This window comes from Amycolatopsis sp. NPDC052450 (assembly GCF_044547565.1).
GTDB lineage: Bacteria > Actinomycetota > Actinomycetes > Mycobacteriales > Pseudonocardiaceae > Amycolatopsis.
This window is the reverse complement of the sequence record NZ_JBIUAQ010000001.1, coordinates 98796-120597: the sequence shown is the minus strand read 5'-3', so window position 1 is coordinate 120597 and position 21802 is coordinate 98796. Positions and strand designations below refer to the sequence as shown.

Annotated in this window: 27 protein-coding genes; 8 read left to right on the top strand and 19 right to left on the bottom strand. The window is 68.6% G+C overall.

Annotated features, from left to right (window positions below; translation table 11 throughout):
* Nucleotides 1-16: 16 nt before the first annotated feature.
* Nucleotides 17-814, bottom strand: coding sequence for an SAM-dependent methyltransferase (locus tag ACIHAO_RS00635; RefSeq protein WP_396554097.1), 798 nt, complete (start codon nt 812-814; stop codon nt 17-19).
* A 202-nt stretch (nt 815-1016) separates the two neighbouring features.
* Here ACIHAO_RS00635 and ACIHAO_RS00630 point away from each other — a divergent pair, with 202 nt between their 5' ends.
* From ACIHAO_RS00630 to arfB, 6 genes are all read left to right on the top strand, one after another.
* Complete coding sequence (locus ACIHAO_RS00630; RefSeq protein WP_125790998.1) at nt 1017-1895, top strand: helix-turn-helix transcriptional regulator; 879 nt, start codon at nt 1017-1019, stop codon at nt 1893-1895.
* A gap of 284 nt (nt 1896-2179) precedes the next feature.
* Nucleotides 2180-2419: a DUF397 domain-containing protein gene (locus ACIHAO_RS00625; protein WP_396554096.1), complete on the top strand. Its 240-nt coding sequence runs from the start codon at nt 2180-2182 to the stop codon at nt 2417-2419.
* Nucleotides 2403-2804 carry a hypothetical protein gene (locus ACIHAO_RS00620; RefSeq protein WP_396554095.1) on the top strand — a complete coding sequence of 134 codons (402 nt, stop codon included), beginning with the start codon at nt 2403-2405 and terminating at the stop codon, nt 2802-2804. Before ACIHAO_RS00625 ends, ACIHAO_RS00620 begins: the two co-directional genes overlap by 17 nt.
* Nucleotides 2805-3085: 281 nt before the next feature.
* Nucleotides 3086-4624 (top strand): amidophosphoribosyltransferase, encoded by a 1539-nt coding sequence (purF, locus tag ACIHAO_RS00615; protein WP_396554094.1) that lies wholly within the window; start codon nt 3086-3088, stop codon nt 4622-4624.
* A gap of 37 nt (nt 4625-4661) precedes the next feature.
* Nucleotides 4662-5732 carry a phosphoribosylformylglycinamidine cyclo-ligase gene (purM, locus tag ACIHAO_RS00610; RefSeq protein ID WP_125784879.1) on the top strand — a complete coding sequence of 357 codons (1071 nt, stop codon included), beginning with the start codon at nt 4662-4664 and terminating at the stop codon, nt 5730-5732.
* A gap of 33 nt (nt 5733-5765) precedes the next feature.
* Entirely contained in the window at nt 5766-6197 is a 432-nt protein-coding gene (gene arfB, locus ACIHAO_RS00605) for an alternative ribosome rescue aminoacyl-tRNA hydrolase ArfB (RefSeq protein WP_396554093.1), read from the top strand.
* Nucleotides 6198-6202: 5 nt separating this feature from the next.
* On the opposite strand, the gene ACIHAO_RS00600 is transcribed toward arfB, so the two are convergent.
* The 5 genes from ACIHAO_RS00600 to ACIHAO_RS00580 form a co-directional block, all read right to left on the bottom strand.
* Nucleotides 6203-6961 (bottom strand): GNAT family N-acetyltransferase, encoded by a 759-nt coding sequence (locus tag ACIHAO_RS00600; protein WP_396554092.1) that lies wholly within the window; start codon nt 6959-6961, stop codon nt 6203-6205.
* Between the two features lie 192 nt (nt 6962-7153).
* Complete coding sequence (locus ACIHAO_RS00595) at nt 7154-7807, bottom strand: VanZ family protein (RefSeq protein ID WP_396554091.1); 654 nt, start codon at nt 7805-7807, stop codon at nt 7154-7156.
* A gap of 199 nt (nt 7808-8006) precedes the next feature.
* Nucleotides 8007-8906 (bottom strand): Gfo/Idh/MocA family protein, encoded by a 900-nt coding sequence (locus tag ACIHAO_RS00590; protein WP_396554090.1) that lies wholly within the window; start codon nt 8904-8906, stop codon nt 8007-8009.
* Nucleotides 8907-9002: 96 nt separating this feature from the next.
* Nucleotides 9003-9863 carry a 3-hydroxybutyryl-CoA dehydrogenase gene (locus tag ACIHAO_RS00585; RefSeq protein ID WP_125784883.1) on the bottom strand — a complete coding sequence of 287 codons (861 nt, stop codon included), beginning with the start codon at nt 9861-9863 and terminating at the stop codon, nt 9003-9005.
* Between the two features lie 87 nt (nt 9864-9950).
* Entirely contained in the window at nt 9951-10136 is a 186-nt protein-coding gene (locus tag ACIHAO_RS00580; protein ID WP_125679640.1) for a DUF3073 domain-containing protein, read from the bottom strand.
* 207 nt (nt 10137-10343) lie between these two features.
* On the opposite strand from ACIHAO_RS00580, the gene ACIHAO_RS00575 reads away from it, so the two are divergent.
* Nucleotides 10344-11243 (top strand): hypothetical protein, encoded by a 900-nt coding sequence (locus tag ACIHAO_RS00575; RefSeq protein WP_396554089.1) that lies wholly within the window; start codon nt 10344-10346, stop codon nt 11241-11243.
* Here ACIHAO_RS00575 and ACIHAO_RS00570 read toward each other — a convergent pair.
* From ACIHAO_RS00570 to ACIHAO_RS00560, 3 genes are all read right to left on the bottom strand, one after another.
* A complete protein-coding gene (locus ACIHAO_RS00570) occupies nt 11240-12187 on the bottom strand; it encodes an asparaginase (RefSeq protein ID WP_396554088.1) in 948 nt (315 codons plus the stop codon). The two genes, ACIHAO_RS00575 and ACIHAO_RS00570, sit on opposite strands and share 4 nt — an antisense overlap.
* Entirely contained in the window at nt 12184-12750 is a 567-nt protein-coding gene (locus ACIHAO_RS00565) for an aerial mycelium formation protein (protein WP_125797676.1), read from the bottom strand. Before ACIHAO_RS00565 ends, ACIHAO_RS00570 begins: the two co-directional genes overlap by 4 nt.
* A 636-nt stretch (nt 12751-13386) precedes the next feature.
* Nucleotides 13387-14514 (bottom strand): folate-binding protein YgfZ, encoded by a 1128-nt coding sequence (locus tag ACIHAO_RS00560; protein ID WP_125784888.1) that lies wholly within the window; start codon nt 14512-14514, stop codon nt 13387-13389.
* 30 nt (nt 14515-14544) lie between these two features.
* On the opposite strand from ACIHAO_RS00560, the gene ACIHAO_RS00555 reads away from it, so the two are divergent.
* Nucleotides 14545-15399, top strand: a complete 855-nt coding sequence (locus ACIHAO_RS00555; RefSeq protein WP_396554087.1) for an aminodeoxychorismate lyase — start codon at nt 14545-14547, stop codon at nt 15397-15399.
* Here the strand turns inward: ACIHAO_RS00555 and ACIHAO_RS00550 are convergent.
* The 10 genes from ACIHAO_RS00550 to ACIHAO_RS00505 all read right to left on the bottom strand — a co-directional run bounded on the left by ACIHAO_RS00550 (nt 15392) and on the right by ACIHAO_RS00505 (nt 21711).
* Nucleotides 15392-15823, bottom strand: coding sequence for a TFIIB-type zinc ribbon-containing protein (locus tag ACIHAO_RS00550; RefSeq protein ID WP_396554086.1), 432 nt, complete (start codon nt 15821-15823; stop codon nt 15392-15394). The two genes, ACIHAO_RS00555 and ACIHAO_RS00550, sit on opposite strands and share 8 nt — an antisense overlap.
* Complete coding sequence (locus ACIHAO_RS00545) at nt 15823-16236, bottom strand: hypothetical protein (RefSeq protein ID WP_396554085.1); 414 nt, start codon at nt 16234-16236, stop codon at nt 15823-15825. The genes ACIHAO_RS00550 and ACIHAO_RS00545 overlap by 1 nt, the downstream gene beginning before the upstream one ends.
* Nucleotides 16224-17096, bottom strand: coding sequence for a biotin-dependent carboxyltransferase family protein (locus ACIHAO_RS00540; protein WP_396554084.1), 873 nt, complete (start codon nt 17094-17096; stop codon nt 16224-16226). The genes ACIHAO_RS00545 and ACIHAO_RS00540 overlap by 13 nt, the downstream gene beginning before the upstream one ends.
* On the bottom strand, nt 17093-17704 hold the full coding sequence (gene pxpB, locus ACIHAO_RS00535) for a 5-oxoprolinase subunit PxpB (RefSeq protein WP_396554083.1): 612 nt from the start codon (nt 17702-17704) through the stop codon (nt 17093-17095). The genes ACIHAO_RS00540 and pxpB overlap by 4 nt, the downstream gene beginning before the upstream one ends.
* A gap of 10 nt (nt 17705-17714) precedes the next feature.
* Entirely contained in the window at nt 17715-18338 is a 624-nt protein-coding gene (locus ACIHAO_RS00530; RefSeq protein ID WP_396554082.1) for an FABP family protein, read from the bottom strand.
* A 222-nt stretch (nt 18339-18560) separates the two neighbouring features.
* A complete protein-coding gene (locus tag ACIHAO_RS00525) occupies nt 18561-18869 on the bottom strand; it encodes a DUF1416 domain-containing protein (RefSeq protein ID WP_396554081.1) in 309 nt (102 codons plus the stop codon).
* Nucleotides 18869-19705 carry a sulfurtransferase gene (locus ACIHAO_RS00520; protein WP_396554080.1) on the bottom strand — a complete coding sequence of 279 codons (837 nt, stop codon included), beginning with the start codon at nt 19703-19705 and terminating at the stop codon, nt 18869-18871. The genes ACIHAO_RS00525 and ACIHAO_RS00520 overlap by 1 nt, the downstream gene beginning before the upstream one ends.
* A 21-nt stretch (nt 19706-19726) precedes the next feature.
* Nucleotides 19727-20161, bottom strand: a complete 435-nt coding sequence (locus ACIHAO_RS00515) for a DUF4395 domain-containing protein (protein ID WP_396554079.1) — start codon at nt 20159-20161, stop codon at nt 19727-19729.
* A gap of 229 nt (nt 20162-20390) precedes the next feature.
* Nucleotides 20391-20810, bottom strand: coding sequence for a TlpA family protein disulfide reductase (locus ACIHAO_RS00510; RefSeq protein WP_396554078.1), 420 nt, complete (start codon nt 20808-20810; stop codon nt 20391-20393).
* A 7-nt stretch (nt 20811-20817) separates the two neighbouring features.
* Entirely contained in the window at nt 20818-21711 is an 894-nt protein-coding gene (locus ACIHAO_RS00505) for a DUF2993 domain-containing protein (RefSeq protein ID WP_396554077.1), read from the bottom strand.
* Between the last annotated feature and the right edge of the window lie 91 nt (nt 21712-21802).

Below are 21802 nucleotides of genomic sequence, written 5' to 3'. Positions count from 1 at the left end.
GAGGGCCTCAAGGGGCTTAAGCCTTCCGGCCGATGCCGCCCGAGATCGTCCGCTGAGCCGTGTTCAGCTCCTTGATCCGCGGGCCGTCCGGCCACCAGTCGGCGCACAGCTGGACGCCCGGCTCGACCATCTCGAGGTCGTGGAACAGCTCCTCGATCTCGGCCTTCGTGCGGAAGGTGCCAGAGCCCATCGGGCTGTGGATGAAGAAGTCCTCCATCTTGCGCGCGGTCTCGGACAGTTCGTCCTGCGGGTCGGAGAAGTGCGAGATCGCCACGTACGAACCCGACGGCAGCGCGTCGATGTACTTCTTCATGATTTTGGCCGGTTCGTCGTGCGGCCCGTTGTAGTGGTGCAGGGTCCCGAGCTGCAGCAACGCGATCGGCCGCGTGAAGTCGATGTGCCGCCGGATGTCCGGGTTGTCGACGATCCGCTCCGGTTCGAAGATGTCGTCCGACACGAAGTGCGTGTTCTCGTTCTCTTCGAGCAGCGCGCGCCCGTGGGCGAGGACGACCGGGTCGTTGTCGACGTAGACGACCTTGATCTCCGGGTTGATCCGCTGCACGACCTGGTGCGTGTTCTCGGCGGTCGGGAGGCCGGATCCGAGGTCGAGGAACTGGGTGATGCCCGTCTGGCTGGCGAGGAACCGGCACGCGCGGATCAGGAAGCCGCGGTTCTCGGTCGCCAGGTCCTGCGCCTCGGGGGCGGCCTGCTGGACCTTGCGCAGCACCTCCCGGTCGATCTCGTAGTTGTCCTTGCCGAGCAGGAAGGCGTCGTACACCCGGGCGATGCTGGCCCGGGTCGGGTCGACACCCACGGGCACTCGTTCCGTCCGGGTCGGGGCGTCGGGCATCTTGAACCTCACAAAACTGTGTCGGAAGTCTCGGGCTCTACGTAGAGTAGAACCACGTACGCGACCGGTAAACCGAGCCGTCCCTGTCGTGTCGAGGCCCAAACGTGTACTTTCAGTAATCGGCTTGTTCCCCTGTGAGTGTCGTCTTACGAAAGGTCCCCGGTCGATGAACGCGGTCACCCCGCCTGGCGGTGAGCAGTCCCTGGGTCCCACCGCGCGGCGGATGATCCTCGGCTCTCAGCTCCGGCGGATGCGTGAGGACGCGGGCATCACGCGTCAGGAGGCCGGCTACAGCATCCGGGGTTCCGAATCGAAGATCAGCCGTCTCGAGCTCGGCCGCGTCGGCTTCAAGGAACGCGACGTCGCCGATCTGCTGACCATGTACGGGATGACCGATCCCGGTGAGCGGCAGCAGTTCCTCGACATGGTCAAGGAGTCGAACGAGCCGGGTTGGTGGCGCCGCTACGGCGACCTGATGCCGAGCTGGTTCAACGACCTCGTCGGACTCGAAGAGGCCGCGGCCCGCATCCAGGTGTGGGAGCCGCTGTACGTCACGGGCCTGCTGCAGACCGAGGACTACGCGCGGGCGATCATGAGCCACGGCCGCAAGGACATGGTCAACGAGCAGATCGACCGCCGGGTCGCGCTGCGGATGCGGCGGCAGAAGATGTTGTCCCGGCCGGACGCGCCGCGGTTGTGGCTGGTGCTCGACGAGTCGGTGCTCTACCGCCCGATCGGCGACCGCGAGGTGCTGAAGGCGCAGATCGACCACCTGCTGGAGATGATCCAGCAGCCGAACATCTCGGTGCAGGTCCTCCCGTACGACCGGAGCGGCTACTCCGCCGACAGCGCGTTCTCGCTGCTCAGGTTCGCCGAAGAGGAATTGCCGAACATCGCCTACACCGAGTACCTGACCGGCGCGCACTACATCGACAAGCGCGACGAGATCGAGCGGTACAGCCGGGCGCTGGACATGCTCGCGGTCGACGCGGAGACGCCGGACCGCAGCCGCCAGATGTTGATGAAGCGCCGCGCCGAAATCTGAGCCACTCACCGTTGTGGTGTTCTCCCGCCGTCGCGGTGACGGCCGGGTTTCCTTGCCTGTGGCCGAAAGTTCGGTCACAAACGGTAGTTGTCCACCCATCCGGGGCGGTGCTCGTCACGCGTTAGTGGGACGGCTGAGGACTTAAGTCATCACCGGGCGCGAATCCTGCAAAAAATTCTGCACGTGCATTTACCGCTGCAGTCACACGTGCTAACTTTGGGATCACAGGCAAATGCACATGCAGATGCATCGCCCGAAGTCTTCTGTCGGGGAAGGTGGGGACAATGGCTGAACAGTTCGACAACGGCATCCCGGCCGATCGTCTTACCAGTGCCCAGTGGCGCAAAGCCAGCTACAGCAACGCCATCGGCAACTGCGTCGAGGTGGCACCGCTCGCGTCCGGCGAGATCGCGATGCGCAATTCGCGTTTCCCGACCGGGCCGGCCCTGATCTACACCCAGGCCGAGATGGCCGCGTTCCTCGCGGGCGCCAAGGACGGCGAATTCGATGACGTTCTCGGGTGACACCATCACCGCGGAAATCACCGACATCGAAAGCGGTCTGCAGGAACTGATCCACCGCGGGTACCAGTTCGTGCACCCGTGCGACGCGAACGGCGAGGTCATGGCCGTGGTCGGCGTGCGAGTCCACGACAACGTGGTCGACGTGGTCCGGCTCAACGCCGAGGACGACGTCGTCGCGACCCGCATGCCCGGTACCGAGGAGGACATCCTCGAGCCCGCGGTCTGGCTGTGGCGGTTCGCCGGCGACGCGGCGACGGTGCTGACGGCACTGCTCGCGCTCCCGGACGAGCGGACTCCCGGCTCGCTGTTCCTTCCGGAGACCGCGGCCAAGGGCTGCTGGGTCCCCGGTCGCGGCGGCACGTCCAAATGGCTCGCCGCGGGCTGATTTTCCGGGGTGCAACCCCGGGCCCGCCCGTGGGCACGCCCCCGGACCCCCAGTCCGGTCGCGTTGTCGAGTTCGCTTCAGCCTCCTATGCACAGTCGACCGCCTCTGTCGAGGGGGAGCGGTCGGCTGGTCGGGGGTCGTGAGTGCCGGGCCTTGACACCCGCTCGTCACTCACGGTCATCACTCGAAGCGTGTCCAGTGCCACGTCGCGCGGCGCGTTGATCTCCGGCCCACCGTTTAGACTGGTGGTGGCCTGCCCTCTTCTCCCTGGGAGCACCTCGGTGGTTTCCGACCCGTCCGTAGCCGGACAGCCCGTGACCGACCAGCCCGATCCGGAACCCCGCGAGGAATGCGGCGTCTTCGGTGTCTGGGCGCCCGGAGAAGAGGTCGCGAAGCTGACCTACTACGGGCTCTACGCACTTCAGCACCGCGGCCAGGAGGCGGCCGGCATCTCGGTCTCCGACGGTTCGCAGATCGTCGTCTTCAAGGATCTCGGCCTGGTCAGCCAGGTGTTCGACGAGCAGGTCCTGCAGTCGCTGCAAGGACATATCGCCGTCGGCCACTGCCGCTACTCGACCACCGGCGCGACCATCTGGGAGAACGCGCAGCCGATCTTCCGCACCACCGCCACCGGCAGCGGCCTGTCCTTCGCGCACAACGGGAACCTGGTCAACACCGCCGAACTGCGGGATCGCACGGTCGAAGCCGGGCTCAAACCGCACGCGGGCCTGACCGGTTCGTCCAGCGACTCCGACCTGGTGTGCGGGCTGCTCGCGGCCAACGCCGCCGACAAGGGCATCGAAGCCGCCGCGCTGGAACTGCTGCCCACCCTCAAGGGCGCCTTCTGCCTGGTCTTCGCCGACGAGTCCACCCTGTACGCCGCGCGCGACCCGCACGGCGTGCACCCGCTGGTGCTCGGCAGGCTCGAACGCGGCTGGGTGGTCGCGAGCGAGACGGCCGCACTCGACATCTGCGGCGCGTCGTTCGTGCGTGAGGTCGAACCCGGTGAGCTCATCGCGATCAACGCGGAGGGCCTGCGTTCCTCGCGGTTCGCGAACCCCGAGCCCAAGGGCTGCGTCTTCGAGTACGTCTACCTCGCGCGCCCCGACACCTCGATCGCCGGCCGCAGCGTGCACGCCACCCGCGTCGAGATCGGCCGCAAACTCGCCGCCGAGCATCCGGCCGACGCCGATCTGGTCATGCCGGTGCCCGAATCCGGCACCCCGGCCGCCATCGGCTACGCGCAGGGCTCCGGCATCCCCTACGGCACCGGCCTGGTGAAGAACGCCTACGTCGGCCGCACCTTCATCCAGCCGTCGCAGACCATCCGCCAGCTCGGCATCCGCTTGAAGCTGAACCCGCTGCGCGACGTCATCCGCGGCAAGCGGCTCGTCGTGGTCGACGACTCCATCGTCCGCGGCAACACCCAGCGCGCGCTGGTCCGCATGCTGCGGGAGGCGGGCGCGCTCGAGGTGCACGTCCGCATCGCGTCGCCGCCCGTCCGCTGGCCGTGTTTCTACGGGATCGACTTCGCCTCGCGCGCCGAACTGGTGGCCAACGGCGTCGATCTCGACGGCATCCGCCGCTCCATCGGCGCGGACACCTTGGGTTACATCTCCCTGGACGGGCTGGTCGCGGCTTCGGAGCAGCCGAAGTCGCGGTTGTGCACCGCGTGCTTCTCCGGCGAGTACCCGATCGCGCTCCCCGAAGACGCGCTGATCGGGAAGCACCTGCTGGAGAGCCTGGACTCGGTCAATGGCGCGGCAAAGCCCGTCAGCCCCGCCGGGTACGGTGCTGAAGACGCCATCCGGCGTCCCTAGCCCGATTTCCTTTCTTCCAGAGTTGGAGTCCGCTTCCGTGAGCGAGTCCACGAGCGCCACGTACGCCGCCGCCGGCGTCAGCATCGACGCCGGTGACAAAGCCGTCGAGTTGCTCAAACCGCACGCCGAGAGGGCCACGCGGCCCGAGGTGATGGGCGGGGTCGGCGGTTTCGCCGGGCTGTTCTCCCTGAAGCTGGACAAGTGGAAAGAGCCGGTGCTCGCCTCGTCGACCGACGGGGTCGGCACCAAGATCGCCGTCGCGCAGGCGCTCGACAAGCACGACACGGTCGGCATCGACCTGGTCGCGATGGTCGTCGACGATCTGGTCGTCACCGGCGCCGAGCCGCTGTTCATGCAGGACTACATCGCCGTCGGCAAGGTCGTGCCGGAAAAGATCGCGGCACTGGTCGGCGGCATCGCCGAAGGATGTGTCCAGGCGGGCTGCGCGCTGCTCGGCGGCGAGACCGCGGAGCACCCCGGCCTGATGGGCGAGCACGACTACGACCTCTCGGGCACCGGCATCGGCGTCGTCGAGGCGGCGAACGTGCTCGGCCCGGAGCGGGTCCGCCCCGGTGACGTCGTCCTCGCGCTCGGCTCGTCCGGCCTGCACTCCAACGGCTACTCGCTCGCCCGGCACGTGCTGCTGGAAATCGCGCGCATGCCGCTCGACGGGCACGTCGAGGAGTTCGGCCGCTCGCTCGGCGAGGAGATGCTGGAGCCGACCAGGATCTACGCGAAGGACTGCCTCGCGCTGGCGGCCGAGGCCGACGTCCGCACGTTCGCGCACATCACCGGCGGCGGCCTGGAGCAGAACCTCGCCCGCGTCATGCCGCGTGGCCTGGTCGCGCGGCTCGAACGCGGCACCTGGACCCCCGCGCCGGTGTTCGCGCTGATCGGCCACCGCGGCAAGGTCGAGCGCGCCGAACTGGAGAAGACGTTCAACATGGGCGTCGGCATGGTCGCGATCGTCGGCGCCGACGACGTCGACCGGGCGCTGGCGATGCTGACCGCGCGGCACGTGCCGGCGTGGATCCTCGGCGACGTGCAGCCCGCGGAAGACCCGGACGGCCCCCGCGCCGTGCTTTCCGGTGACCACCCGCGCTTCTGAATATTCTCTTGGTCCGGGTGGAACACTGGACCCGTGGCTGATGACGTGGTGGTCGGCACCCGGTTCGTGATCCCGGGTGCCGAATTGAGCGAACGGTTCTCCCGGTCGTCGGGTCCGGGTGGGCAGGGCGTGAACACCACGGACTCGCGGGTCGAACTGTCCTTCGACGTGGCCGGTTCGGCTTCGGTCCCGGAACATCTCCGGGCCCGGATGCTGGACCGGCTTTCGTCGCGCCTGGTCGACGGCGTCGTCACGATCACCGCGTCCGAACACCGCTCCCAGCTGATGAACCGGGAAGCCGCACGCGCCCGGCTGGTGATGCTGCTGCGGGACGCGTCGGCGCCCCCGGCCGCCAAGCGGCGTCCCACCAAACCTTCCCGAGGTTCGAAGGAACGCCGCCTGGCGTCGAAGAAACGCCGCGGCGAGGTCAAGAAGTCACGCCGAGGCCGCTTTTCCGAAGAATGACAGGCTCAGACGACTGACAGATGCACGCACTCGGCCGCGGTCTTGAAACCGACCCGGCCGTAGACGCGCTCCGCCTGCCCGGCACCCGGCGTCAGGAACACCGACCGGCCACCGCGCGCGTGGGCTTCACGCGTCAGGTACTCCGTCATCGCCGCGGCGATCCCGCGGCTCCGGCACCCCTCGATCACCCCGATCCCGGCGATCTCGGTCGCGCCGTCGAGGATCGGGGTCGCGACCCCGCCACCGACGACCTCGCCGGTTTCGCCGACGGCCATCACCGACAGGGTCTCGCCGCTCAGCTGATCCGGTGACGGGTCGAGGTGCTGATCGGGATCTTCCTCCCCGAACGCCACGTTCTGGGCGCGGATCATCTGCCGGAGTTCGCCCTCGGTTTTCGGGGTGACCAGGCTGATCCCGGCCGGTTCCGGTTGTCCGACGACCTGCCCCGGGGAGCAGAGCATCAGCGGCACCCGCCGCTCCAGCGTGTAACCGCACTCGACGAGCACGGCCTCCGCGGCCGGAACCGCTTCGGTGAGGAATTCCAGACGCGGCACGAGTCCGCGCTTACGGAACGCCTCGGTGAGTGCGGCGACGTCGTCCTCGGTGGGGACGGCGCCGTCATCGGGGATCGCGTAGTTGAGGAAAGGGCTGTCGGCCTCGAGGTAGTACGTGGCCAGGAACGGCCCGATCCGCTCGGTCTCCCGGAACTTCGCCGCGGTGAGGCGAATGTAGGACTGCAAAGCACGAATCGTCTCGGAAAGCACTGGTGGAAAGCCTTTCGGGCAGAAGAAAGAGACGCACGGGAGGACCCGCGTGCGTGTGGAGCTGGCAGGTGCGCCGGCTAGCTCGTGCCGACGCCACCGAAGGCGTCAGGCATGAGGCATCCCTCTTTCTTGAAATGACACTGCTCGGTACGTAGGGCTTTCGCGATCACTCTCGCACGACGGTCAAACCCTTTATCTCCGCCGCGGATGCGCGATGCTCGAATACCGCTCGTCCCACACCGATCTCGGGACCCGCAGCCGGACGGGGGCATCGCAGATCCGCCGCATCTGCACCGGGATCTTCACCGGCGGCCGGACGTCCAGGCGTTGCCACAGACGTCTGCTCAGTGCGGCACCGGCCACGGCGCCCAGCGTGTTCAGCAGGATGTCGTCGATGGAGGTCACCCGGCCGGCCTGGATCAGATACTGCGTGCCCTCCACCAGCACCGAGACGGCCAGCGCGCCCAGCGCGATCCGGAACAGTGAACGCAAGCGGCGGGAACGCACCGGAAACAGCGCGCCGAGCGGGCTCAGCATGAGAACGTTGCCCAGCGCCTGCCAGAGATTGGCGCTGTCGCTGAGGACGAGACGAAGGTCGGTGCCGGGTTCGAGGCTGAGCCTGCTGCCCTGCGCGCCGGTCACCGGCATCGTGACCAGGCACAACACGAGGAAACAGCCCAACGCGAGCGTCATGTCGACGGCGGCCGTCGCCGACGCGCAGAAACGGTCGGCTTGTCTTCGCCGTCGTCGATGCGCCGCCAGCAGCGGCCAGCCGAGTAACGCGTACGGGATCGCGGTGATCGTCAACGGGATCATCGCGCCGAAAGCACGGAGCAGCTCTCCCATGGCCTTCCTTTCCGGAGCGCCCAAGATCACCTTCGCATCACAAGATCAACTCGGCATGGCGGAGTGACCGCACTAAGAGGTGATCTTTTTCGCGCTGGACCGTCCACAAAGGAAGCCTGTGGACAACCTGTGGATGATCTGGAAATAACCGGAAGAAGGCGTTATCGCACAAGGAAAAGCCTTGTGAGTGACCTGTGTACTACTTGCCGTGTCCGGCGAGCCGCCGCGCGTGTTCGAGCAGGTTTTGCAGATGCAGGCCACGACGCACGTCACACGGGTGCGACGTCGTTCCGCTCGCGGCCATGGCGGCGAAATCGTCCAGGAGCGCGGTATACGACTCGCCTGCCGCGCCCGGCTTGCGGCCCAAAGTGCGGTAACCGTGCTCGCCGTAAACGGCCACTTCGACGACCGTCGGCTGGATCGGCAGCCGCAGCGACAGGGTCGCCGTACTGGTCGCACCACCCTCGTGGGCTAACAGCAATTGCCACAGATCGTCATCGGTCCGATGCGCGGCGAGCACTTCGGTGATCTCACCGAGCGCCGCGTCCAGCAGATCGAGGGCGTGCGGACCGATGTCGGCGAGCGCGCCGGAGTCATGCCGCCACGCGGACGACTGATACTGGCCGCCCAGCAGCGCACCCGAAAGCCATCGCGCGCCACCGCCCCGCCAGCCGCCGGCTTCCTTGATGCCGTCGAGCCACTCGCGGGTCATCGGCGAGAAACGCAGAATCAAGACCACGAGAGCGGCCACCCCCGCGGCCTCCACCGCGTCCGCGAGCCGCCGCGCGCCGTCGAGATCCGCGGCGATCGGCTTCTCCAGGATCAGGTGTTTTCCGGCCTCGGCGGCCTTGACCGCCAGCTCCGCCTGCACGGCGGGCGGCACAGCGAACGCGACGGCGTCCACCTGGTCGAGCAGCTCCTCGAAACTGTCGACAGCCTGCGCGCCGTGTGCTTCGGCCAGCTCCTTCGCGGCTTCAGGACGCCTGGCCCAGACCGCGCGCAACGTGACTCCGGGGTGATCGGCGAGTCCCGGCGCGTGCACCGTCTTCGCCCACGGACCGGCACCGACCAGACCCACGCGCAGCTGTCCCTGTCCCACACCCCCGAGTCTAGGACCCCGCAATTAGTCACCTACTTGCGGTGTTCGGACGTACGAGCACCGCAAGTAGGTGACTAATTGCGGGGTCCTGGTCGATCAGGAGTAGCTGTAGAAGCCGCGGCCGGTCTTCTTGCCGAGCAGGCCGGCGTCGACCATGCGCAGCAGCAGCGGCGGCGACGAGTACAGCGGCTCCTTGAACTCGGCGTACATCGAGTCCGCGATCGCCTTGATGGTGTCCAGGCCGATCAGGTCCGAAAGCCGCAGCGGGCCCATCGGGTGCGCGGTGCCCAGCTCCATACCGCGGTCGATGTCCTCCGCCGACGCGAAGCCCGACTCGATCATCCGGATCGCCGACAGCAGATACGGCACGAGCAGCGAGTTCACGATGAATCCGGCGCGGTCCTGCGACCGGATCACCGTCTTGCTCAACGCCGTGGTCGCGTGCTCCTCCGCGCGGCGGGCGGTGTCGTCGCTGGTCAGCAGCGAGGGCACCAGCTCGACGAGCGGCAGCACCGGGACCGGGTTGAAGAAGTGGATGCCGACCACCTGCTGCGGGCGGCCGGTGGCCATCCCGAGCTTCATGATCGGGATCGACGAGGTGTTGGACGCGAACACCGCGTCCTCACGCTCGACGATCTTGTCCAGCGACCGGAACACCTCGACCTTGGCCTGCTCCTGTTCCAGGATGGCCTCGATGACGAGGTCGCGGTCGGCGAACTCGCCGATCTCGGTGGTGAAGCGGAGCCGTCCGAGCGCCGCGTCGGCGTCTTCCTGCGAGAGCTTCCCGTTCTTGACGCCGCGTTGCAGCGACTTCTCGATCCGCGCTCGCCCGGAATCCAGCGCCGGCTGGTTCACCTCGGTGACGATCACGTCCAGACCGGCCCGTGCGTGCACCTCGGCGATGCCGGAGCCCATGAGCCCGGCTCCGATGACGCCTACTCGTTCTACGTCGGACATGGCACCTCCTCGTTTTTGGGCAGCACGCGACACGCGAGGGCGGTCACCCGGGCAAACCCGGATCCACCCTCGCGTGTCACGCGTTGCTCAGCGGCGGTAGTCGTCGTACCCGTCGTACGGGTCGTCGTCATACCGCTTGTCGTCCTCGTGCCTGTCTTCCGAGGAACTACTGGACAGCTCGCGCTGCAAAGCATCGAAGTCGGTTTCGTGCGAGCTGTACTTGAGCTCGCGCGCCACCTTCGTCTGCTTGGCCTTAGCCCGGCCGCGCCCCATGGCTCGACCCCCTCGCACAGGGGCGGGGCGGCCGGGGGAATCGGCGGCCCCGCATCGTCTCGACAATTATTTCCTGCTGACACCGTACCGTGTCCGGGGGGTTGGATGCGACGTGGCACGGTGTGCCGGTGGCGACAGTGTTCTCCGGACGCCGGTTACCGGCCGGTCGGTGGCGATAGTCGCAGGTCGGCGTGCCACGATGCTCGTGTGCGCCGTCCGTTCGCGGCTTACCTCCGCGTCTATGAGCCCCTGCTCGCGCTGGGGGATCCACCGGACGAACGCCTGCTCGAGGCCGTCGAAGCGGCCCGGCTCGATCGTTCGGCCGCGGGCGAGCGCGAGCAGGCACTGTGGCTCAAGTCACAGCACGTCGGACGGTTGCTGCCCGCCGAACTCGCTGACGGCAGGCCCGCGCCCAGTCTCATCACCGACGTCCTCGTCATGGGCCCCGAAGAGGTGCCCGAGGGTGAGCACGGCGACGCGGGTCCGGGCCCGCTGATCTGCCCGATGGAGATCCGCGCCCGCTCGGCCGCGGCGTTGGTGACCTTCCTCGGCGACGCGCATCCGGCGCTGAAGAACGCGGTGCTCGACGCGGGCGGGGCGTCGCTCGACACGATCCGCTCGCGGGCGAAGTCCGCGATCGGCGACTTGTCCGCTTCGGCTTCGCACACGCTCTCGACGACGTGGACCGTCCCGCTTCCGTGGTTCGTACTGTTCGATCCCGGGATGCGCCGGGTCAAACTGGGCAAGGGCCGCGACGACCCCGAGCGCGAAGTGTCGTGGCGGGTGTCCATGGCCGACGCGCGGCATCGCGCTCGCGAGGTCGGAGACCTGCTCGAAGCGACCTTCGGTGACTCAGGGCCCGGCCGGGTGCTGCTCGAAACGCGACGCTGGCTCGACAGCTTCCACCCCGGTTCCGCGGTCGAACTCGACTACGGCGGTCTCGTGCAGCTCTTCGGCGACGCGATCCTGCAGGCCGACACGACCGCCGAAGAAGTGCACGACATCATCGACGCGCTTCGCACCGGCAACGTCGACGAGCTGGCGGAACTGTTCGCCGACCTGCGGGACTTCTGGGGTGACCTGGCCGCGCGGGAACGCGCGAACTAGCCGAAGAGACCGTTGACGACCCTCAGCTCGCCGACCGGTTTCCCGCCACCCAGGACCGCGTTGCGCGCGAGGTCCCCGGCTTCGTCGCCCGGCTCGATGCCGAGGTGACGCAGGGTCGCGAGCAGCAGCGGGATCCGGGCGCGGGCGGCGCCGTCGTCGATCTTCAGCGCCAGGGCCGTGCCGTCCGGGAGAGCGAACGCGTGCACTCCCTCGGCGCCGCCCTTCGAAAGCAGGCCCTCGACGTTCCGCATCAGCACGGTGTCCTCGCGGCCGGTGCCCGCGACGTGCCAAGGATGCGCGCGCACGGCGTCGGCGACGCGGCGGTCCGGTCCGCCCATCGCGGTGACCAGCCTGCCGAAGGACCGGGCGAGGCCGGTGAGGGAGAACGCGAACAGCGGGGCACCGCAGCCGTCGACGCCGACCGTTTCGATCGTCTCGCTGGTGAGGTCGGCGACCGTGGCCTGGACGACCTTCTGCAGCGGATGGGTCGCGGCCGCGTAATCCTTGGTCGGCCAGCCGAGCTGCGCGCAGGTCATGAGCATCGCGGCGTGTTTGCCGGAGCAGTTCATGGCGGCGCGGCGTTTCCCGGCCGAGGCCACGGCTAGCATGCTCGGCTCGTGCAGCGGGAAGGCGGGCGGGCAGGCCAGCGCGTCCTCGGTCAGCCCCGCGAGGGAAAGCATCGACAAGGCGCCCTCGACGTGGCCGGGCTCGCCGTTGTGCGATCCGCAGCCCAGCGCGAGTTCTTCGTCGCCGATCGTGAGACCGGCGCGGAGCATCCCGACGGCTTGCAGGGGTTTGTTGGACGAGCGCGGGTACACCGGCCGCTCGATGTCGCCCGCGGCGAACCGCACCGACCCGTCCGGGGCGGTGATCACGAGCGCGCCGCGGTGCGTGCTCTCCACGAACCCGGACCGGACGACCTCGACCAGGACGGGATTCGTCACTCGGACCCGCCGCGTTCGGTGTCGAGCAGGTCGTCGACCGATGCCGTGCCTTTGCGGTACCGGGTCGCGATCTCGGCGTTGATCGTGTCCATCACGCCCTGCACCTCGCGGCGGTACGAAGAGACCGAGACCTCTTCGTCGGCGTACCGGTTGAGGGCGTTGACCAGCTTCTCGTCCGACAGCGTGCTGACATCGGAAAGATCCGTGTCGCCGATGAGCGCCTCGGCGAACCGCCGGTGCTCGCCGGCGCGCGACGGCTCCAGCCGCTGATGCCTGCCCGAACCCGTGGCCGGGCCGATCGCGTTGTCCGCCAGGATCGCGGCAAGCCGCTCGACGACGCTGCTTTCGTCACCGCCCGAAGTCCGGCGCTTCTGCTCGGCCCGCACGATGTCGATCCGCGCGTGCAGCAGACGCCGCAGGTACGACAGGTCGGTCTCCTCCTGCGCGGCCTCGTCACGGCGCTCGCGCAGCACGGAAAGGGTCAGCTCGCCGAGGTCGCTGAGATACCCAGGGCCGAGCACGCGGTCGATACGACGGCGACCACCGGGCCGGACTTCGATCACCCGCGTAGCTTATCGCGCTCCAGCGGAAATGTTCCGCAGGGAGCGATACCACAAGGATCTCCGCCCCTCACGACACCCTCCGCCGCCGCGCTGCTCTTTCGGTTCCTTCCAGAGCGCGCCCCCCACCCGTCCCGGGGGCGGCCCCTGGTCCAGTCTACCGGGGGTGGGGGCGGAAAAGCGCTGGTCGGCCAAGTTGTCCACAGGTGGATGGGGTTGTGGACAACTTGTGGATGGCTGTGGTGGTGGGCGCGGCGGGGGAGTACATGAAGGCCCCCTTTATTGCGTCTAGCGCAAGGAAGGGGGGCCTTCATGTACTTGGACGCGAGCGAAGGGCGAGTTTCCATCGCTCAGCCGAGGGAAGGGTCCTTCACGCGCAGCCAATGTGACGGGCGAGGCTGCTGTGACTGGTGAGGCGAAAGTGACGCGCTGCAGGTCCGTGAAGGCCTCCTTGAGGGACCCAGAGTCCCTCAAGGAGGCCTTCACGGACCGCGCCGCGAGAGTCGCAAGGTAGCGAAGGGCCCCTTCCCTACCCTCAAGGTAGGCAAGGAGGCCCTCACGGACCGTAACGGGAACGCAACCGGCAAACCCGCGCAAGCAACGCAAGCCCGCGCAAGCAACAAGCCCGCAGGAAGCCGGTCAACCCCGCAGTCGCTGAGCCGCTTCCCGTCCGGGAGCCGGTGCCTCTCCCGGCACGGAGTCCGGGTCGATGGCCGCCTGCACGACGCGGTCCTCGGCGCCGACCAGTAGTTCCGCGCCCGGCTGCGTGGAGCGCTTGACCAGCGCCAGCGCGATCGGGCCCAGTTCGTGGTGTTGCACCACGCTGCCGACGCGGCCGACCGTTCGCTCGCCAAGCAGCACCGGGTCGCCGGTTTCCGGCGTGATCTCCGGCGAACCGTCCAGGTGCAGCAGCGCCATGTACCGCGGCGGCCGCCCGACGTTGTGGACCTTCGCGACGGTCTCCTGTCCGCGGTAGCAGCCCTTCGCCACGTGCGCGGCGGAGTCGACCCAGTTCACCTCGTGCGGGATCGTGCGGTCGTCGGTGTCGAGGCCCAGCCGCGGGCGCAGCGATTCGACCCGCAGCGCGTCGAACGCCCAGCTGCCCGCGGGGCGCGCGCCCGCGTCGGTCAGGCGGCGCCACCAGTCGGCGAGTTCGGCGCGGGGCACGGCGAGGTCGACGCTGTGCCGTCCGGGCCACGGCATTCGTCGCGCGAAACCGCCGGGGATCGGCACGACCGAGTACGGGTCCGAGCCCAAAGAAACATCCACGGCGGCCAGCACACGGTCCGCCTCGGGTCCGAGGACGGTCAGCAACGCCAGCTCGTCCGACACATCGCGGATGTCCACTTTGGACCAGAACTTCATCGCTTCGAGGTAGTCACGCAGGGTCTGCTTGCCGCCGGACGGCAGCGCGCTGGTGGCCACGGCGCCCCGGTCGCTGTCCAGCCACACCGTGCCGTCCGCGTGCGCGACGACCATGTGGGTGTCGACGCGGCCGAGGCTGTCCAGGACGAGCGCTTCGGTGCCGGTGCCTTCGGCGAGCCCGGTGACGTGCTGCGAGATCACCAAATGCAGCCAGGACAACCGTTCTTCCCCGGTCACGGCCAGGATCTCGCGATGCGAACGGTCGATCACGACCGCGCCGCGCGCGGCCGTCCGCTGCTCGGCGAAGGGGTCTCCCCAATGCCACGGGACACCCTCTTCGGGATGCCCGTCGGGAGCCGCGATCGGTCCGGGAAGGTCGAGCAGGGGGGAGCGGTAGGGCATGAAACCCATGCTAGTGAGTACCGTGTCCCCATGCGCGTGCTTGCCTTTCTCGACGGGACCCTGGCCGACCCCGAAGCCGCTCACCTGCGGGTAGACGACCTCGGGCTGCTTCGCGGTGACGGCGTGTTCGAGACGATCCTCGTCGTCGACGGGCGCCCTCGTGAGCTCCGCCCGCACCTCGAGCGGCTGGCCCGTTCCGCGGCCATGCTCGACCTGCCGGAGCCGGACCTCGCGGACTGGGAGCGCGCCGCGCAGACCGTCATCGACAACTGGTCGGGCCCGTCCGAAATCGCGCTGAAACTGGTGTACACCAGGGGAATCGACGGCGATCCGGAAGCGAAGCCGTTCGGGTTCGCGCTCGGTGTCGAGATCGACGAGAAGGTCCAGCGGGCCCGTGTCGAAGGCGTCGCGGCGATCACCCTCGAGCGCGGTATCGAGCCCGATCTCGCCGAGCGCGCGCCGTGGCTGTTGCTGGGCGCGAAGTCGATTTCGTACGGCGTCAACATGGCCGCGCTGCGGGAGGCGGGCCGCCGCGGCGCGAGCGATGTGATTTTCACCGCCGCCGACGGATCGGTCTTCGAGGGGCCGACGTCGACGGTCGTCCTCGCGAAGGAGAAGACGATCTACACGCCGCCGGCGACCATCGGCATCCTGCCCGGCACGACGCAGGCGGCGCTGTTCCGGGGCGCCGAGCGCGCGGGCTGGTCGGTCAAGGTCGAGCCGCTCAAGGTCTCGGACCTCATCGAGGGCGAGGGGCTGTTCCTCGCCTCGTCGGTCCGCAAGCTGACCAGGGTGCACACGCTCGACGGCGTCGCGCTCACCGACTCCAGCGCGATCCACGCCGAACTGGCCGCCGCGTACGAAAGCGAGTACGCGATCAGCTGAGCGTCGCGCGCAGCTTGGCGATGGTGCGAAGGACCTCGGCCCGGTGCTTCGCCGTCGTCATCCACGAGGGCAGGCGCGCGACCAAGGTCAGGCCGGGGCGATCCCCGAGTCCGCGTTCCCTCAGCGTCGCCGCGACGAACCGTTCGATCAGGTCCAGGTGGCCGACGTGGAACGCCCAGAGGGTGTTCCCGCCGCAGCACTCGGCGCGCAGCCACAGGGGTTCGCGGAAGAACGGGTCGATCGAACCGCCCCACACCCTGTGGTCCGGGCGGGGAGGAACACGCACCAGAGCGCAGCCGGCACACGTCAGCCGTTCGGAGGTGACCGAGGCACGGCGCGAGCAGCGCGGGCAGACGACCAGGATCGGCTCGTCCACGAGATCGTCGATCCGGGTCTGGGGATCGCGGAACCGCGGGGTGTCCATCAACCCAGCGGACTGATGATCAGCAGGTGCGGCAGGATCGCTTCTTCGCGGTAGGCCGCGATCTTGTGGTGACCGTCGAGGATCACCGCCGCGTCGGTGGTCTCCAGCACGACCGCGACCGGCCGGTGCCCGCTCTTGATCGCCGTCCGGTAGTAGCCGACGCGCGACACGTCGGCGGGCGGCCAGTCGGCGCTCGGGGTCAGGTAGCGGTCCTCGGCGAGCCGTTCGGGGCCGGTGACCTGATATTCGCCGTCGGCGAAGAGATCGAGAAGCGGGCGGAGCGTGTCGCCGAGCGGGCGCCGCATCTGACCGGTGGCCAGTGCGATCCGCAGCGACTGCGGGAGTTCGGGTTGGACGGGGACCGAAGTTGTGTCGATGACACCTGTGCCACCGTCGACCTTTACCAGTTCCACACCTTCGTGGACGAGTGAAAGCGGAGAAGGGTTCCGGGTCGGGCCTGCGCGAGCGCCGGGAGTGACGCCTGTCTCACCACGGCCGCCACCGGGTAACCACCGGTAGTTGGATGATCCGCCAAGAACACCACCGGCAACCCGTTCGGCGGCACCTGCACGGCGCCGGTCAACAGGCCTTCGCTCGGCAGTTCCCGCTCCGCGTATTCGTCCCCGCGAGCCAAGGCGGGCCCGTCGAGCCGGAGCCCGACGCGGTTGGATTCCGCCGTCACCGTCCAGGCCTTCGCGAGGCCGGCCGTGAGGTTTTCGAACCAGTGCGCCCGCGGTCCCGGGTCGACCAGTACGACGATCTCCGCCGGAGCCATCGTGGGCAGGACGACGTCGGCGCCTCCGGCCAGGGAGGGCACGCCGAGGGGGAGGACGTCGCCCGCTTTCAGCGGCGCGGGCCCGATCTCCGAAAGGACGTCCCGCGAACGGCTGCCGAGTTCAGGCTCGACCGCGATCCCGCCGGAAGCCGCGAGGTAGCACCGCAAACCGGTGGCGGGTGCGCCGATCGTCACGACCTGGTCCGCGGCCAGCCACACCGGCGCGTGCGAGCCGACGGCGCGGCCGTCGACCTCGACGGTGACGGCCGGGCCGGTCACCGCGACGGTGCAGGACGCCGACGCGCGCAGTCGCAGGCCGCCGAACAGGCACTCGACGCCCGCGGCGTCCTCGGTGTTGCCGACGAGCCGGTTGGCCAGTTTCAGCGCCGGGACGTCCAGCGCTCCGGACGGCGGGACACCGAGATGCGCGTAACCGGGCCTGCCGAGGTCCTGGATCAGCGCGAGCGGGCCGGTCTCGACCACTTCGAGCGCCCTCATCCCGCACTCCGGAACCGCACCCGGTCGCCGGGCGACAGCAGCGCGGGCGGGTCGGCGCGCGGGTCGAACAGGACGGTCCGGGTGTGGCCGATCAGCCGCCAGCCACCGGGCGAGACGCGGGGGTAGACGCCGGTGAACTCGCCCGCGATCCCGACCGAACCCGGCGGCACGCGAGTGCGCGGAGTCGACAGCCGCGGCTGCCGCAGCGGCTCGGGAAGCCCTGTCAGATAACCGAATCCGGGCGCGAACCCGGTGAAGGCCACGGTGTAGACGGCGCCGGTGTGCAGCCGGACGACGTCCTCAGTGGACACTCCGGCGTCCCGCGCGACGAGTGCGAGATCCTCGCCGTCGTAGGTGACGTCGAGAGTGATCTCGCCGGGTTCGCCTTCGGGCGGGTGTTCGAGATCGGCGTCCGCCAGCAGGTCACGGGCGGCCGCGAGGGCGCCGGAGCCAGGGGTTTCCACCACGAGCAGGCTGCGGGCGCCGGGGACGAGTTCGGCGATCCCCGGCGGACGCGCGGCCGAAATCGTGGCGTGTGCCGCGATCGTCTGTGCCAGGGAATCGCAGTCGAGCAGGGCGGCGTGCTCGCCGTAGGCACGCCACCACATGGAAAGTCGGTCAGCCCACCACGCGACGCAGCAGCGCCGACGTGTGCGGCTGGAGTTCCTGGCCCATCATGGCGCGCTCCTCGACATAGCCGAGTTCGCCGTTGACGATGCCGTAGAGCCGCTGCGACGCCGTGACGTCCTTGGCGCTCGACGAGCGGACGACCGCGTCGGTGCCCAGTTCCCAGGCCGGGACCGAGGCCTTGCCACGCGGCTTGCCGTAGAAGAGTTCCACGATGCCGGTGTTGTGGGTGAGCAGCAGTTCGATCGTGTCGTCCGCCTGCGGACGCCAGAACCCGGATTCCCGCGCGGCCGGACGGATGACCTTGCCGTCCTCGTCGAGCAGCCAGGCACGCGCCTCGTGGGTGAGGAACGGGCGGCCGTCGTGCGCGATCGTCAGCTGCATGCCGAACCGGTACGGGCCTTCGATGGTCGGGTAGTCGACCTCGCCCTCGCCGCGCCAGACGCCGACGAGCGGCAGCAGCGCCAGGCAGGCGTCGTTGAGGTTCGCTCCTTCGCGCAGGTTCGCCGTGTCGCCCGGGATGGGCATGTCGTCGAACTGCGGCAGGTTCCGGTCGCGCGTGTTTTCCGCGCGCTTCTCCGCGGCCTGGATGGCCTCGTCGCCCTTAGCCGTCATCGGTCAGCGCTGGTCCGCGTAAAGCCGGTAGACGACGTACACGGCGAACCAGGTGATCGCGACGCCGGCGAGCACCAGCAGGGTCGTAAACAGGATCTCCACGCCACGCACTTTAGTCGCTACCTGCCCGGACAGGCCTGCCGAGGTCGCGTGGCCGTGCCCACACGCGTGTGAAGGCCCCCTTCCCTCGGCTGAGGGAAGGGGGCCTTCACACGCGAAACGTCAGGCGACGGAGATGGCGAGTTGGTGCACGCCGGGTCCCTGCGCGGTGACAGAGGCTTCGCCGTTGCCGGAGCGGTGCAGCGCGCGCACCGTCCAGTCGCCGGGGGCCGCGTAGAAGCGGAAGTCGCCGTCGGCCGACGAGACCACCTCGCCGGTGAAGTCGCCGCCGCCGTCCAGCAACCGCACGAAGGCGCCGCTGACGGGACCCTCGGAACCGGTCACCTTGCCTGCCAGCACGACCTGGCCGCGGGTGTCGTAATCGGCGGGCGTGGCCTCCTGGGCCGGTGCGCCGCAGCTGTCGTCAGCCATCACTTAGCTCCCAACTCGACCGGCACGCCGACGAGCGAGCCGTATTCCGTCCATGAACCGTCGTAGTTCTTCACGGCGTCGTAGCCGAGGAGCTCGTGCAGCGCGAACCACGCGATGGACGAACGCTCACCGATCCGGCAGTACGCGATCGTGGACTTCGACTCGTCGAGGCCCTCGTCGGAGTACAGCTCCTTGATCTCTTCCTCGGTCTTGAAGGTGCCGTCCTCGTTGGCGACCTTCGCCCACGGGACGTTCAGCGCGCCAGGGATGTGGCCGGGGACCTGCGACTGCTCCTGCGGCAGGTGCGCCGGGGCGAGCAGCTTGCCGGAGAACTCGTCGGGCGAACGCACGTCGACGAAGTTGCTGGAACCGATGGCCTGGACGACCTCGTCGCGGAACGCGCGGATCGAGAGGTCCTGCTCCTTGGCCTTGTACTCGGCGGGCTCGCGCTTGACGTCCTCGGAGCTCAGCTCGCGGCCGTCGAGCTCCCACTTCTTGCGGCCGCCGTCGAGCAGCTGCACGTTCTCGTGGCCGTAGAGCTTGAAGTACCAGTACGCGTACGCGGCGAACCAGTTGTTGTTGCCGCCGTAGAGGATCACGCGGTCGTCGTTCGAGATGCCCTTCTCGGACAGCAGCTTCTCGAAGCCCTCCTTGTTGACGAAGTCGCGGCGGACCCCGTCCTGCAGGTCCTTGCGCCAGTCGAACTTCACCGCACCGCGGATGTGTCCGTTGTCGTACGCGGTCGTGTCCTCGTCGACCTCGATGAACACGACACCCGGGGTGTCCAGGTTCTCCTCGGCCCACTGGGTGGTGACCAGGACGTCTTCACGGCTCATGGAGCTGACTCTCTTTCTGGGTTAGGACGCGCGAGGGCTGGGGCTGAAACGTTTGATGAGCAGGTACATCTCGCAACCGAGACAGAAGTTGAACGCCGCGTTGAGGAAGGCCGCGAGCAGGGCGAACGCCGTCGCGACGAACCCGAGCGCGGTCAGCCCGGTGGCGAAGCCGACCGTGCCGACGACGGCGAACACGAACCCGACCGCCTGCGCGAACCGCAGCGGGGCGGCGTCCTCGCGTTCGGCCGTCGGGCCGAGCCGCGGCGCGACCAGGTAGCGATAGAGGAGGGAGTACGGCGCCGGCTTGAGCCCGATGAAGGCCCCGATCGCGAACACCACCGCCTGCGCCGCGAGCAGTGGCCACCACTGGGTGATGAGCACGACCGCGAGCACGATCGTCGTCAGGATGGCGGCGAAACGCGGACCACGGGGGTCGACGGCCGGTCCTGCGGACATGGTTCCTCCTGCGAACGAGAGGGAAAAGGTGCGTGCCGGAAGGGCACGCGCAGGCATCAGGGCGCGTTCAGCGAGCCGGACACAGGCTGCTGCGAACGCGGCACAGATCCACTGCGCGGCGCTGGGTCAGCAAGGTTCGGGGCAGCCTGTTCACGGGCACGAGGGTACGCAGAGCTCCCTCAGGTTGGGAACCGTGTTCACACCTTGGGACGCTTCCCAAAATTCGGGATCAGACGTTCGCCAGATGGGGTTTCAGGGCTTCGAGAAGCTCCTGACCTCGGGGAACGCCGCCGACGCGGAAAACCTCCCGGCCGTCCGGCGTCAAGGCCAGCGTCGTCGGAGTCCGCAATATCGAAAGTGCTTGGGCGACTTCGGGCGTCTCGGTGACGTCCAGATCGACGTGCGTGAGGCCGTCGGTCCTGTCCGCGAGCGCCGACAGGATCACGCGGGTGTGGCGGCACGGCGCGCAGAACGTCGTCGAGATCTGGACCAGGGTGACGCCTTCGGGCGCGAGGGCGTCCGAGACGCGGCCGGGCAGTGCGGGCGCGCCCGTCTTCGCCGCGCGGATGCGGCCGTTGCGCGCTTGCAGCAGCGCGCCCGCCACGCCGCCGAGCACCAGTACGCCCAGCAGCACCCACACCCCGGTCATCCGCAAGTCACCCCTGAGGCTTCGCTCCGCTGAAGGCGACGTTCTTGCCTTCACCCTTGATGGTCACCGAGCCGCTGTTCACGCGTACCGACGTCGGGGTCACCGAGAACGGCATCGCGCCGGTGTCGATGGTCGCGTTGAAGTTCGGCAGCAGCACGTTCTGCACCGCTTGGGGAACGACGGTGGTCTCCTTGTCATTCCCGAACTGAAGCCTCTTCGGCTCGATGCTGATCTTCTGGCCCTTGAGTTCGATCATCGCGAAACAGAAGATCTCCACCTTCTGCCCGGCGATCTGCACGTTGCCCGACAGCCGGATGCCCGCGCTGGAGCTGTCGATCTGCTCGCCCTGCGCGTTGGTGGTCGGCGGCGTCGTCTCGCCCTGGCCGTTCTCGCCGTTGCGGACGTAGTCCTCGGTGACCGGCTCGATCTTCAGGTTCTCGATCTTGTCGAGCGGGGCCTGCTTCGCGATGTCGGAAGCCTTGACGGTCACTTCGCCCTTGAGGGTGCCGATGACGATCGACTTCGTGTTGCCGGACGTCAGATCCGACAGCGGCGCCGTGACGTCGCTCATGTCCGCGTTGAAGTCCACGTCCCGCAGCTTCGGCGGGACCGCGACGCCCTGGGCGTTGATGGTGATGTGACTGTAGTCACCGGAAAGGGCCTGCGTCAGGAACGGGAAACCGTGCACCGTGACGGCCGGATCGTTGGGCAGAGCCAGCTGTTCGCGGGTCTTCTGGGAGATCGTGTGCTCGGCGAACGCCGCCGCCCCGAAATCGGCCCCGACCAGCAGCACCACCAGTACCGCGAGGGCGATGAGCCAGCCCCGGCCACGGCGCTTTCCTCGCTTGGCGGACCGGCCGGGGGACGGTCGGTCGTCATGCGCCACGGGCCTGCTCACCATTGCGTCGAATCTCCTTCGTAAACCTCTTTGGCCAGGTGTGATCGATCCAGCACGGGGTAGGTCCTCGGCTGTTCACCCGCTATTCTCACTA